Origin of the sequence: Rhodococcus sp. PD04 (genome assembly GCF_035918275.1) — a bacterium.
Taxonomy (GTDB): domain Bacteria; phylum Actinomycetota; class Actinomycetes; order Mycobacteriales; family Mycobacteriaceae; genus Rhodococcus; species Rhodococcus rhodochrous.
This window is the reverse complement of record NZ_CP142143.1, coordinates 4020656-4033998: the sequence shown is the minus strand read 5'-3', so window position 1 is coordinate 4033998 and position 13343 is coordinate 4020656. Positions and strand designations below refer to the sequence as shown.

13 protein-coding genes are annotated in these 13343 nt (G+C 67.2%); 2 read left to right on the top strand and 11 right to left on the bottom strand.

Annotated elements, in window-relative coordinates:
* Window positions 1-81: 81 nt before the first annotated feature.
* The 11 genes from U9J23_RS18495 to U9J23_RS18445 all read right to left on the bottom strand — a co-directional run bounded on the left by U9J23_RS18495 (window position 82) and on the right by U9J23_RS18445 (window position 10409).
* Window positions 82-612, bottom strand: coding sequence for a carboxymuconolactone decarboxylase family protein (locus U9J23_RS18495; RefSeq protein WP_229579486.1), 531 nt, complete (start codon window positions 610-612; stop codon window positions 82-84).
* 53 nt (window positions 613-665) lie between these two features.
* Window positions 666-1352 carry a GntR family transcriptional regulator gene (locus tag U9J23_RS18490; protein WP_059384721.1) on the bottom strand — a complete coding sequence of 229 codons (687 nt, stop codon included), beginning with the start codon at window positions 1350-1352 and terminating at the stop codon, window positions 666-668.
* On the bottom strand, window positions 1352-2044 hold the full coding sequence (gene urtE / locus U9J23_RS18485) for an urea ABC transporter ATP-binding subunit UrtE (RefSeq protein WP_326602961.1): 693 nt from the start codon (window positions 2042-2044) through the stop codon (window positions 1352-1354). Before urtE ends, U9J23_RS18490 begins: the two co-directional genes overlap by 1 nt.
* Entirely contained in the window at window positions 2044-2826 is a 783-nt protein-coding gene (gene urtD / locus U9J23_RS18480; protein WP_326599681.1) for an urea ABC transporter ATP-binding protein UrtD, read from the bottom strand. Before urtD ends, urtE begins: the two co-directional genes overlap by 1 nt.
* Window positions 2823-3959: an urea ABC transporter permease subunit UrtC gene (urtC, locus tag U9J23_RS18475; RefSeq protein WP_326599679.1), complete on the bottom strand. Its 1137-nt coding sequence runs from the start codon at window positions 3957-3959 to the stop codon at window positions 2823-2825. Before urtC ends, urtD begins: the two co-directional genes overlap by 4 nt.
* On the bottom strand, window positions 3959-4843 hold the full coding sequence (urtB, locus tag U9J23_RS18470; RefSeq protein WP_059384723.1) for an urea ABC transporter permease subunit UrtB: 885 nt from the start codon (window positions 4841-4843) through the stop codon (window positions 3959-3961). Before urtB ends, urtC begins: the two co-directional genes overlap by 1 nt.
* A 26-nt stretch (window positions 4844-4869) precedes the next feature.
* Complete coding sequence (gene urtA / locus U9J23_RS18465) at window positions 4870-6144, bottom strand: urea ABC transporter substrate-binding protein (protein ID WP_106201442.1); 1275 nt, start codon at window positions 6142-6144, stop codon at window positions 4870-4872.
* A 185-nt stretch (window positions 6145-6329) separates the two neighbouring features.
* Window positions 6330-7214 (bottom strand): type IV toxin-antitoxin system AbiEi family antitoxin domain-containing protein, encoded by an 885-nt coding sequence (locus tag U9J23_RS18460; protein WP_059384731.1) that lies wholly within the window; start codon window positions 7212-7214, stop codon window positions 6330-6332.
* A 162-nt stretch (window positions 7215-7376) separates the two neighbouring features.
* A complete protein-coding gene (locus U9J23_RS18455) occupies window positions 7377-7778 on the bottom strand; it encodes a PPOX class F420-dependent oxidoreductase (protein ID WP_059383405.1) in 402 nt (133 codons plus the stop codon).
* 19 nt (window positions 7779-7797) lie between these two features.
* A complete protein-coding gene (ramB, locus tag U9J23_RS18450; protein WP_006553582.1) occupies window positions 7798-9210 on the bottom strand; it encodes an acetate metabolism transcriptional regulator RamB in 1413 nt (470 codons plus the stop codon).
* A 53-nt stretch (window positions 9211-9263) separates the two neighbouring features.
* Entirely contained in the window at window positions 9264-10409 is a 1146-nt protein-coding gene (locus U9J23_RS18445; RefSeq protein ID WP_230823133.1) for a globin domain-containing protein, read from the bottom strand.
* A 535-nt stretch (window positions 10410-10944) separates the two neighbouring features.
* Between U9J23_RS18445 and aceA the strand changes: the two genes are divergently transcribed.
* Window positions 10945-12234, top strand: coding sequence for an isocitrate lyase (gene aceA, locus U9J23_RS18440; protein WP_006553580.1), 1290 nt, complete (start codon window positions 10945-10947; stop codon window positions 12232-12234).
* A 168-nt stretch (window positions 12235-12402) separates the two neighbouring features.
* Window positions 12403-13299, top strand: a complete 897-nt coding sequence (locus U9J23_RS18435) for a 3-hydroxybutyryl-CoA dehydrogenase (protein ID WP_059383403.1) — start codon at window positions 12403-12405, stop codon at window positions 13297-13299.
* The last annotated feature ends 44 nt before the right edge of the window (window positions 13300-13343 follow it).

Genomic DNA, 13343 nt, shown 5'->3' with positions numbered 1-13343 from the left:
AGCAATGACGCCGCTGTGACGTTGTGTAACAGCCTTGTTAGGGATCGCGCCGCCGAACGGGTGCCGGCCGGTGCGGGCGGATCAGAAGTCGCGTTCGATCCGCAGCACACCGATGGTCGTGGCGAGGGCGTCGTACTGCGTGACCAGCAGGCAGAATTCGATGAGTCTGCGATCGTCGTAGAACTGCGCGAGCGATGCCCACCTCTCGTCGGACAGATCCTTCGTCGCCACGAGTTCGTCGACGGCGGCGAGAAGCGCACGATGCCTCGCCTGCCAGCCGGGAGCGTCGGGTCCGGCGACGATACGCTCGCGCACCTCGTCGGTGATCCCGGCACGGCGGCCCAGGCGGGTGTGGTGGTCGAATTCGTAACCGCACTCACGCAGATGCGCGACGCGCAGGATGACCATCTCCGATTCGAACCGGCCGAGGCGGCCGAACGGCATGAGCATGCCGGCATAGTGCAACCACCCGCGGAACAGCCGTCCGGTGCGGCCGAGGGTGCTGAACAGGTGGGCGTCCGAGGTACCGCCGGCAGCGGACAGGGCCTTCCATGTCACCCAGTTGATCGGGCCGAGCTCCTTGAAACGTCCGGGCGGGATGCGGGGTGTCATGAGCGCCAGTGTGCCCGAACGAACCCGTCCGGTCACGTGACACGACCGGAGGGTCAGTCTCGGACGGCGCGGGCCATCCGGGCGAAGGCGCGTGCCTCCTCGGCCCGGCGCACGACCACCGAACGCGAGGTGTCGATGTGGGCGAGCAGCAGGTCGTGGGCGTCGTCGAGCTTGTCGGCGAGGACCAGCTCGGCGACCTCGATGTGTTCGTCGACGGTGGCGACGATGCGGTCGGGGGTCAGGTAGTCGAACATCCGCACCGGGCGCACCTTGGCGTTCACCGAGGCGAGTGCATCGCACAGTGCGCGGTTGCCGGAGGCGGCGAGCAACGTCATGTGGAAGCGCTCGTCGAGCGTGACGAAGCCGGCGTCGGGTTCGGGCGGATCCTCGCGGATCTCGTACCAGCGGTCGAGCTCGGGGCCGAGGACGTCGGGATCGTGCCGCACCGACTCGCCGTCGAGCGCGCGGCGGATCCCGCGCAGTTCCAGGGTGGTCCGCAGCTCGTACAGATCGGCGAGGTCGTCGAAGCGCGGACGGTAGGGATACAGACCCTGGTCGCGACGTTCGACGAGCCCGTCGGAGACCAACCGGGCGAGGGCCTCGCGCACCGGAGTACGCGACACCCCGTACTGCTCGGCGAGGCGTTCTTCACTGAGTCGTTCGTCGGGGGAGGGTGTCCCGGACATCAGACGGGCGCGCAGGGCCTTGTAGACCCGTTCACGCCGTGTGTCGGCGGCCATCAGATCGCCATCGCCGCACGGACGGTGGAGGCGGCGTCGACACCGCCGTCACCCGTCGAGGTGATGCGCCCGGATTCGAGGACGTAGTAGTGCAGGGCGTTGTCGAGGGCGAAACCGATGTGCTGTTCGACGAGCAGCACCCCGAGGTCGCCGCTGCGACCGAGTTCGACGATGGTGTTCTCGATCTCGGCGACCACCGACGGTTGGATGCCCTCGGTGGGCTCGTCGAGGATGAGCATGCGCGGCTCGGTGATCAGTGCGCGGGCGATGGCGAGTTGCTGCCGCTGACCGCCGGAGAGCAGACCGGCCCGCCGGTCCAGCAGCGGGACGAGGGCGGGGAACAGGTCGAGCATGTCGGCGACCAGCTGCCGGCCGTTGCGTCGTGTGTCGGCGACGACCTGCAGATTCTCACGACAGGTGAGCTGACCGAAGGACTGCTGCCCCTGTGGGACGTAGGCCAGGCCGCGGGCGACCCGCGCGGACGGTCGCAGCGACGTGATGTCCTCACCGTCGAAGAGGATCTTGCCCTTCGTGACGGGCAGCAGACCGACGGCGGCGCGCAGCAGTGTGGTCTTGCCGGCGCCGTTGTGGCCCATGACCGCGACGGTCTTCCCGGTCGGGACGGTGAGGGAGATGCCGTGCAGGATCTCGGTGCGACCGTAACCGGCGTGGACGTCGACGAGTTCGAGCATCATGCCTCCTGGGGAGCGGTGGCGGTCCCGAGGTAGACCTCCTGGACCTGCGGGTCGTTCTGGACCTGGTCGACGGTGCCGTCGGCGATGACCTTGCCGCGGGCGAGGACGGTGACCGAGGTGGCGAAGGCGCGCATGAAGTCCATGTCGTGCTCGACGACGACCACCGTGCGCTGCGCACCGATGCGGCGCAGCAGCTGCCCGGTCTCCTCGCGTTCGTCGTGGCTCATGCCGGCGACGGGTTCGTCGAGGAGCAGCACGTCGGCGTTCTGCACGAGCAGCATGCCGATCTCGAGCCACTGCTTCTGCCCGTGGGCGAGGATGCCCGCGGGAGTGTCACGGTGAGCGGTCAGGCCGATCGTCTCGAGCGCTTCCTCGATCTCGGGCAGCACGTCCTTGCGGCGCCGCAGCAACTGCCACGGGGAGCGGCCCGCGCCGGCGGCGATGTCGAGGTTCTGCAGAACCGACAGTTCCTCGAAGACCGAGGCGGTCTGGAAGGTACGGCCGACGCCGAGGCGCGCGATCATGTGGGTCTTCTTGCCGAGCAGTTCGACGCCCGACTTGGTGATCGAGCCGGTCGCCGGGACCAGGCCGGTGACGGCGTCGACGAGGGTCGTCTTGCCGGCGCCGTTGGGGCCGATGAGGAACCGCAGGTCGCCCTGGAGGAGAGTGAGGTCGACGCCGTCGACGGCGGTGAAGCCGTCGAAGGTGACACGCAGGTCGCGGATCTCGAGGTAGTCGCTGCTCATTCCGGCGTTGCCGCCGTAGACGGGTTTGCTCATCGCACGGGCTCCATCTCGGGAAGGTCGGCGGTCTCGGGTTCGGCCGGCGGTGTGGGTTCCGTCGGGGTGGTGCGGCGGCGCCGGCGGAGCAGGGTGATCACCCCGGCGAGGCCGGCGGGGAAGAAGCCGACGACGACGATGAACAGCAGGCCCTGCGCGTAGGTCCAGGCGGAGGGGAAGTTCTCCGACAGGGTGGTCTGTGCCCACGCCACGCCCACCGCGCCGAGGACCGGGCCGAGCAGGGTGGTGCGTCCGCCGATGGCGACACCGATGAGGAATGCGATGGACGGGACGATGCCGACGTCGGCGGGGGAGATGATGCCGACGATGGGCACGAACATCGCACCGGCGATGCCGGCGAAGAAGGCGGCGACGGTGTAGGCGGCCACCTTGATCAGGGCGGGGTCGTAGCCCAGGAAGCGGACCCGCTCCTCCTGGTCGCGCACGGCGACGAGCAGTTCGCCGTAGCGGGACTGCATGAGCTGGCGGGTCGCGGCGACGACGAGCAGCAGGATCGCGGCGACGATGAAGAACAGCATCCGCTTGTTGACCGGATCGGACAGGTCGTAGCCGAAGAAGGTGCGGAAACGGTTGAGGCCGTTGGACCCTCCGGTGGACTGCTGGCCGACGAGCAGGATCGCGAACGCGGCGGCCAGTGCCTGGGAGAGGATGGCGAAGTAGGCGCCCTTGACGCGGCGGGCGAACACACCGAAACCGAGCAGGGCGGCGATGAGGGCCGGCACGATCAGGATCGCCAGCAGTGTGACGGCGGGGGAGGCGAACGGCACCCAGTAGGCGGGGAGTTCGCGGATGCCTGCGATCTGCATGAAGTCGGGGACCGTGTCGCCGCGGAGTTCGGCGTCGGAGATCTTCAGGTGCATCGCCATGATGTAGGCGCCGAGGCCGAAGAAGACGCCCTGGCCGAGGGTGAGCATGCCACCGCGACCCCAGGCCAGACCGATGCCGACGGCGACGATCGCGTAGCACAGGAACTTGCCGAGCAGGCCGAGACGGAAATCGGAGAGGACGGCGGGTGCGAGACCGAACAGGATGATCGCGGCGATCGCGAATCCGCTTGCTGTGCGGACGGGCCCGGGTTTCGTGAAGCTGCGGACCGAGAATGTCGACGACATCAGACCAGGCTCCTCGTCTTGACGGCGAACAGGCCCTGCGGGCGGACCTGCAGGAAGATCACGATGAGCACGAACACGATGACCTTCGCGATCGACGCGGTCGTGGAGTACTCGATGAACGAATTGAGCAGGCCCAGTGCGACGGCCGCGAGCACCGCGCCCTCGATGCGGCCGAGGCCGCCGATGACGACGACGAGGAAGGCGTCGATGAGGTACGACTGGCCGATGGTCGGGCTGGTCGAGCCGATGAGTGTCAGGGCCACCCCGGCGAGGCCGGCGAGACCGGAGCCGAGGAAGAAGGTGGTGATGTCGGTGCGGCGCGACGAGATGCCCACCGTCTCGGCGAGATCGCGGTTCTGCACCACGGCCCGGATCCGTCGTCCCATCGGCGTGTACTTCATCGATGCGATCAGGGCGACCACGCACACCACAGCGAGGGCGAGGATGAACAGGCGGGTCTTCGGGACGACGGCCCCGAAGATCTCCACGCCGCCGGAGAGCCAGGACGGTGCGATGACGTTGACGGCGGGGGCGCCGAAGATGTCGCGGGCGGCCTGCTGCAACAGCAGGCCCACACCGAAGGTGACCAGCAGGGTGTCGAGCGGGCGGTGGTACATGCGGCGGATGAGGGTGACCTCGAGGATCACGCCCATCACGCCGCCCACCAGGAAGCCGACGAGGAGGGAGACGAACAGGGACACCCCGGCCGACGAGATCACCTGCTGCACGACGAACGCGGTGTAGCTGCCGGCCATGATGAATTCGCCGTGGGCCATGTTGATCACGCCCATCTGGCCGAACGTCAGCGACAGCCCCAGCGCTGCCAGCAACAGGATCGATCCGATACTCAACCCTGTGAAGAGCTGTCCTACAAGGACATCCATGTCGTCTCCCTCTTCGGCTTCCGCTGTCAGTTACCGGACAGGCTCGACGCCCAGTCGTAGGACTCGAGGTACGGGTCGGGCTCGATGGCGCCGTCGGACTCCCAGACGGTGTAGATCAGGCCGTCGCCGCGGATCTCACCGATGCGGGCGGTCTTGGTGATGTGGTGGTTGTCGCCGTCGATCGTGACGGTGCCCTCGGGGGCATCGAAGGTCACGCCGTCGGCGGCTTCGATGACGTCGTCGACCTCGAAGGACTCGGCCTTCTCGACCGTGTTCTTCCACAGGTAGACCGAGGTGTAGGCGGCCTCCATGGGATCGGAGGTCGGCTTGTTGGCGCCGTACTTCGCCTTGTACGCCTCGACGAAGGAGGTGTTCTCGGGGGAGTCGACGGTCTGGTAGTAGTTCCACGCGGTGAGCTGGCCCTCGATGTTCTGCGCACCGATGCCGCCCACCTCCTCCTCGGCGATGGACACCGACACGACCGGCATGTCCTTAGCGTTGAGGCCGGCGTTGGTGTACTCGCGGAAGAATGCGACGTTGGAGTCGCCGTTGAGGGTGTTGAACACCGCGTCGGCGTCGGCGGTGCGCACCTTGTTGACGATGGTGGAGAAGTCGGTGGAGCCGAGCGGGGTGTAGTCCTCGCCCTTGATCTCGATGTCGTTGGCCTCTGCATACGCCTTGATGATGCGGTTGGCGGTCTGCGGGAAGACGTAGTCGCTACCGACGAGGTAGAGCGACGTCACGCCCTGTTCCTTCAGGTAGTCCAGGGCCGGCACGATCTGCTGATTGGTGGTCGCGCCGGTGTAGAAGATGTTCGACGACGACTCGAGACCCTCGTACTGGACGGGGTAGTACAGCAGCGCGTTGCGGTCCTCGAAGACCGGCAGCATCGCCTTGCGGCTCGACGACGTCCAACCACCGAATACCGCTGCGACGCAGTCGGATCCGATGAGCTTCTCGGCCTTCTCCGCGAACACCGTCGGTTCGGAGGCGCCGTCCTCGGAGACGATCTCGATCTGCTTGCCGAGGACACCGCCGTCGGCGTTGATCTCCTCGACGGCCAGCGCGATCGAGTCGCGGACGGTGACCTCGGAGATCGCCATCGTGCCCGACAGGGAGTTGAGCGAGCCGACCTTGATGGTGTCGCCCGAGGTGTCGACGCACGACGCAGCACCGGAGGCGGCCGTGCTGCCCTCGTCACCCGCGCGGCTTCCGCAGGCGGACAACACGAGTCCGACTGCGACGAGTGCTGCGGGGGCCGCGATGGCGCGGGTGGCGAGCCTGGACCTGACAACAGACATGTAGAGCCCTTCCTTCGAAGGTGTGGCCGGAGAGGACCCCCGGTGTATCCGGGAGGCGTATACAGCGCTGTATCCGTGAGGCCACACAGTAGAAGGGAGTTGTTGCGCGGGAATATCGTCCGGTCACGGTCGCGTGACACAGATTTCGCGTGTGTTACAAAGTGCGCACAAGCATCCGCTACCGATTATCTCCGGGCGCGGGCGACGGCCCGATCGAAACGGGCGCGGACCACGTCGAACCGGAACAGTTCCGGCCACGTCCAGCGCACCACCTCGAAGCCGAGATCGCGCAGTGCGTCCTCGCGTCGCTTCTCCCGACGGACCGCTTCGATCCCGCCGTCGTCGTACTTGCCCATGCCGTCGAATTCACCGACGACGCCTTCGTCCTCCCAGTAGAAATCGGCTCGCCCGACGAAGAGCCCACCGGGGGTTCTGATCTCCTGCTGCAGGATCGGTGACGGCATGCCGACCTCCTGCATACGCACCCGGCTGAGCGATTCGCCGGGACTCTCACTGCGACCGTCGACGAACGCTGCCACCCGCCGTGCCGCGGCGATGCCCGTACGAGGGCCCGACTCGGCCAGGCAACGAGTGAGCGCTTCCGCGAACTCCGGCTCACGGGACCCGGCGGAGTCGCCGGCGATCACGGCCGCGTCGAAGTCGAGCGTGCAGGCGAGGTCCACGACCGTTCGGGCCATCGAGGTGCAGGGAACGCCGTCCACCTCCGACCGGTCGCAGGTGGGTAATGGCGCGACGTGCAGGTGGCGACTCGCAGTCCTGCGTCCACCGGCCGACCTGTCGCGGGTGACGTGCACTCGTGCCAGGTCCGGCTTCCACAAGGCGAGTCCGTGAAGGACAGCGGCGGACTCGTGGCTGATCACGGTGTCGTCGGACAGACGCGCACCGACGGACCGGACGCGCATGCGGTAGCGGTCGAGGTCGTCGAGGGATGCGTCGGCGATGTACACCCCGGGTTCGAGTCGTTCGAGTTCACCGTTGCGCAGTGCTCGGCGGATCTCGGCGTCGCTGAGGCCGGTCGTCAGGGCGTCGCCGCGCAGGATGGGCTCCATGGCGACCACCGTGCCGCACGTCTGCCCCCGAAAATCGCGGGAGTCGGGGATTCCGACCGATCTGTGGATGAGTCGTCGCCCTGTGGACAACGCGTTCGCTACATCTTTCGTCATTCGCTACAGCAATTGCGGTAGCGGATGGCGAATCCCGTAGCGGATGCGTCAGGCGGGGTCGAGGACCGAGCCCATCACGCGCTCGACGGCGATCTCGATGACGACGCGGCGGGGGTTGGGGCGGGGTTCGCGGTAGCGGGCGGCGTAGCGACGCTCGCCCTCGCGGACGTCGGCCGGCTCGCGCGTCACGCGGGCCGGGCCCTCGAGGGTGAGCCAGCGACCACCGTCGACCTGGCTCACCACCGCATACCCCCCGCGCTCGACGTTGAGGGTCTTCTGGGAGCCCTCGAAGGTGATGACGCGGGCGAGGCCCGCCTCGCCGTCCCACGTGAACCCGACGGCGACGACGTGCGGCGAGCCGTCCTTGCGGAGGGTCGTGAGCGTCGCGAGGTGGTACTCGGACAGGAACTCGAGTGCCTTCGCGCCTATCGAGTCGGGGGTGCGTGCCATGCGACGAGCCTACCGACGCTCAGCGCACCAGATACGGCGAGACCGACGAACGGTGCTCGTTGATGTCGATCTCCTTGCCCAGGGGAGGGAAGGCTCGCTGCGGGCAGTTCATCCGCTCGCACACGCGGCAACCCGAGCCGATCGGTGTGCCGGGATTGGACTCGTCGAGGTCGAGACCGTCGGCGTAGACGAGGCGATGCGCGTGCCGCAGTTCGCAGCCGAGGCCGATCGCGAACGTCTTCGACGGCTGGCCGTAACGCGCGGCGCGACGCTCGACCGTGCGCGCGACCCACAGATAGCGACGACCGTCGGGCATCTGCGCGATCTGCGTCATGATCTTGCCGGGATAGGCGAAGGTCTCGTAGACGTTCCACAACGGGCACGTGCCACCGCTGGTGGAGAAGTGGAAACCGGTGGCGGACTGGCGCTTCGACATGTTGCCCGCGCGGTCGACGCGCACGAACGAGAACGGGACGCCCCGCAGCTTCGGACGTTGGAGTGTCGACAGTCGGTGCGCGATCGTCTCGTAGCTGACGCCGTAGAAGGCCGACAGGCGTTCGACGTCGTAGCGGAAGTCCTCGGCGATCTCGTGGAACTGCGTGTACGGCAGGATCAGCGCGGCCGCCCAGTAGTTGGCGAGCCCGAGCCGGGCCAGCGCGCGTGAGGCATCGCTCGTGAACGAACCCTCCGCGACGAGGCGGTCGATGAGCTCTCCGCACTCCAGGTACGCGAGTTCGATGGCCAGCTTGAAGACCTGCTGCCCGCCGGACAGCTGCGGCGCGACCTCCAGGACACGGGTCTCGGGGTCGTAACGGTGCAGGATGTTCTCGCCGAGGTCGATGCGCTTGACGATCTGCACATCGTGGACCGTGGTCATGCGGCGGGCGATCTCGCCCCCGACGTCGCCGCGGTGGAACCGGATGCGGTTGGCGAGTTCCTCGGCCGCGGTGTCGAGATCGTGCAGGTAGTTCTGCCGCTGGTAGAAGTAGTCGCGGACCTCTTCGTGGGGCATGGTGATCGCACCGCTGCCGCTGCCGTCGCTGTATCTCTCCTCGGTCGCGACGGCGAGCTGCGCGGTGGTGTTGCGGAAGCGCCGGTGGAGATTGACCATCGCGCGCGCCAGAGTGGGGTGGGCTGCGACCATCTCGGCGATCTCCTGGGCGTCGGCCTCGATGCCCATCTCCCGGTCGAGCGCGACCTCCCGCATCTCCGCGATCAGACGGGTGTCGTCCTGCGAGGAGAAGAAGGTGGCGTCGACCCCGAAGACCTCGCTGATCCGGAGCAGGACGGGCACGGTCAGGGGCCTGACGTCGTGCTCGATCTGGTTGAGATAGCTCGCCGAGATCTCGAGGGTCTTGGCGAGCGCAGCCTGGCTGAGTCCTCGCTCGGTGCGTAGCTGCCGCAGCCGGGCGCCTACATAGGTCTTGGCCATTCGCCCAGGGTAGAACTGCCTCGCAGCCTTCGCAAGGCAGCGTTCGCAGCGTGTTAATCGACGGAGATCGGTGGGGCCTCGAGACCGAACCACGAGCCCGGCGCGAACGCCTCGAAGTGGATCGACCCGGGGGACACGCCCGACGCGACGAGATCGGAGCGGATGGCACGCATGAACGGGATCGGACCGCACACGTAGGTGCGGGCATCGCCCGGAATCGTCAGACCGGACAGGGGAGTTCGTCCGTCGCCGCGGATCTCGTCGTACTCGGTGTAGCGCACGTGCAGCCGGGCGTCCGGCAACGAGTCGACCAGGATGGCGAGCTCGGTCCGGTGCGGTTGTTCGTAGGGGGTGCGGTCGACGTGGACGACGTCGACGCTCCGACCGTCGCCCCGGGACTGTATGTCGCGCAGCGCCGCGATCGTCATCGTCACGCCCACGCCCGCCGAGACGAGCAGCAACGGTTCGCTGCCCCGATCGACGACGACGCTGCCGAACGGCGGTGACACGAGGAGGTGATCGCCGACGCGCAGGCCGTCACACAGCACGGGGGAGACGAGTCCGCCCGGCACGCGCTTGACGGTGACGGCCCACTCGCCGCTCGTCCTGCCCGGGAAGACGGTGTACTGGCGGATCTGCTCGGAGCCGTCGGGCAGCGCGACCCGCACCGAGATGTACTGGCCGGGAAGGAAGGCCGGCAGCGGCCGACCGTCGACGGAGCGGAGGTGGAAGGTGGCCGCGTGCGCGCCGTCGTACTCGTGTTCGGTGACGACCACCCGACGCCAGATGTCACCGGGGGCCACACCGGCCCGCCGGTACAACTCCGTCTCCTGCTCGACGAGCGAGTTCGCCATCAGCGTGTACACCTCGTGCCAGGCCACGGCGACCTGCGGTGTGACGGCGTCGCCGAGCACCTCGGCGATCGCGGCGAACAGGTGGGTCCGCACGATCCCGTAGTGCGCGGCCTGTACACCGAGGGACGCATGTTTGGCGGCGATCCGCTCCATGATCGGGTCGATGTCGGTCGGTGCGTGGGTGACCAGCAGTGATGCGAAAGCGGCGACCGAGTCGGCGAGCGCACGTTGCTGGGCCCCGTTGGCCTGGTTGGTGCGGTTGAAGGTGTCCCGCAGGGACGGGACGGCCCGGAAGAGCCGGTTGTAGAAGACACGTGAGATCGTGCCGATCTCGGCGCCGACCACCGGCAGGGTCGCTTCGACGATCGACCGCGACGTACTCGAGAGAATGTCGACTCCTCGTGTTCGGGGGGCTGTTCGGCCGGGGCCCTGAGACACGAAGGCACTGCGACGCACCGGCCCCGATCCGGCCCGAGACATGTTACGGATGGGATTCCAGGGGTCAATGGGGATCACAAACCGCGATCACCGCTTGTGAAGGCAGTCACAGACAGGTGTCCGATCCGTCCCGAGGTGGGGGAGTCGGCGGGACGAGGCGTCCCGGCGGTGTGGGCCGGACGGCAGCGGCAAAAGCCGAGGTAGTTACTACTCGCGGGTAATAAACCCGTGCCCGATTCGGGTAGTTGGACCGACCATCGATTAGCAATCTTCGCAATGGCTGCGACGAAAATAGCCGAGATTGGCATTAGCAACAGGTAGACGGGTTTTTTGGACTGTGTCATTGTCGTTCTTGTACATCCGAACGGCACGCAAAGGATGTGAAGTCGTACACGCGTACTGCTTCATCCCGAGCGGGGCAGATCTAGAGAGTGGAGATTTGATGTCGACCACCGGCACCCCGAGGACTGCAGAAGAGATCCAGAAGGATTGGGACACCAATCCGCGCTGGAAGGGGATCACCCGCAACTACACCGCCGAGCAGGTCGCCAAGCTGCAGGGCAACGTCGTCGAGGAAGCCACCCTCGCTCGCCGCGGTTCCGAGATCCTGTGGGACCTCGTCAACAACGAGGACTACATCAACTCGCTCGGCGCCCTCACCGGTAACCAGGCGGTCCAGCAGGTCCGCGCCGGCCTGAAGGCCATCTACCTCTCCGGTTGGCAGGTCGCCGGCGACGCCAACCTGTCCGGCCACACCTACCCGGACCAGTCGCTGTACCCGGCGAACTCGGTTCCGCAGGTCGTCCGCCGTATCAACAACGCGCTGCTGCGCGCCGACGAGATCGCCAAGGTCGAGGGCGACACCTCCGTCGACAACTGGCTCGCTCCGATCGTCGCCGACGGTGAGGCCGGCTTCGGTGGCGCCCTCAACGTCTACGAGCTGCAGAAGGCCATGATCGCGGCCGGCGTCGCCGGTTCGCACTGGGAGGACCAGCTCGCGTCGGAGAAGAAGTGCGGTCACCTCGGTGGCAAGGTGCTCATCCCCACGCAGCAGCACATCCGCACCCTGACCTCGGCTCGCCTCGCGGCCGACGTCGCGGACGTCCCGACCGTGGTCATCGCCCGCACCGACGCCGAGGCCGCGACCCTCATCACCTCCGATGTCGACGAGCGCGACCGCCCGTTCATCACCGGTGAGCGCACCGCCGAGGGCTTCTACCACGTCAAGAACGGCATCGAGCCCTGCATCGCCCGTGCGAAGGCCTACGCTCCGTACTCCGACCTCATCTGGATGGAGACCGGTGTTCCGGACCTCGAGGTCGCCAAGAAGTTCGCCGAGGGCGTCCGCAGCGAGTTCCCGGACCAGCTGCTGGCCTACAACTGCTCGCCGTCCTTCAACTGGAAGGCTCACCTGGACGACGCGACCATCGCGAAGTTCCAGAAGGAGCTCGGCGCGATGGGCTTCAAGTTCCAGTTCATCACCCTCGCCGGCTTCCACTCGCTCAACTACGGCATGTTCGACCTGGCGCACGGCTACGCCCGCGAGGGCATGACGGCCTTCGTCGACCTGCAGGAGCGCGAGTTCAAGGCGGCCAAGGAGCGCGGCTTCACCGCCATCAAGCACCAGCGTGAGGTCGGTGCCGGCTACTTCGACACCATCGCCACCACCGTCGATCCCAACACCTCCACGGCTGCCCTGAAGGGCTCCACCGAGGAAGGCCAGTTCCACTAGGAACCAGCGCCACCCCGAGGTCCACCACCCCGCGGCGGGATCCACAGGTCCCCATGTCCTGCCGCGGGGTGCGTGCGTATCCGGAGCAGTTCGAAACGCGCGCACCCGACGGGTCCTCGCTTGTACTTCCGGCCTCGGCCACGACCCCCACAACGAGAAGGAGCTGACGTGACCAGCGAAAAGATTCAGCGCGTCGGCGTGATCGGCGCCGGCATCATGGGCGCAGGTATCGCCGAGGTGTGCGCACGCGCTCATGTCGACGTACTGGTGTTCGAGCAGACCCGTGAACTCGCGGCTGCCGGACGTGCCCGCATCCTCCGGTCGCTGGACCGGGGCGTGAGCAGCGGAAAGATCACCGAACGGGAGCGTGAGCAGGCCGCATGGCGTCTGCGCTTCACCTCCGATCTCGGTGACTTCGCCGATCGGCAGCTCGTGGTGGAGGCCGTCGTCGAGGACGAGAAGGTCAAGAGCGAGATCTTCGCGGAGCTCGACAAGATCGTCACCGATCCCAACGCGGTGCTCGCTTCGAACACCTCGTCGATCCCGATCATGAAGCTCGGTATCGCGACCGGTGCGCCCGAGCGTGTCATCGGCATGCACTTCTTCAACCCTGTGCCGGTGCTCCCGCTCGTCGAGCTCGTCACCACCCTGAAGACCAGCCCCACCGTCACCAAGCGCGCCGAGGCGTTCGCCGCCGACGTACTGGGCAAGCAGGTCGTGCGGTCCTCCGACCGTGCAGGTTTCATCGCCAACGCACTGCTGGTGCCGTACCTGCTCTCGGCGATCCGGATGGTCGAGTCCGGCTTCGCCACCAAGGAGGACATCGACAAGACGATGGTCCTGGGTTGCGCCCACCCGATGGGTCCGCTCGCCCTGACCGACCTCGTCGGTCTGGACACCGTCAAGTCGATCGCCGACTCCATGTACGAGGAGTTCAAGGAGCCCCTGTACTCGGCCCCGCCGCTGCTGCAGCGCATGGTCGAGGCGGGACTCGTCGGCAAGAAGTCGGGCGCCGGCTTCTACGAGTACGCCGACAACGGTCGCACGGTCAAGAAGGCCGGCTAGCCAGGTAGCACCACCGCACACGGCGCCCGTGCCCGGCGACAGTG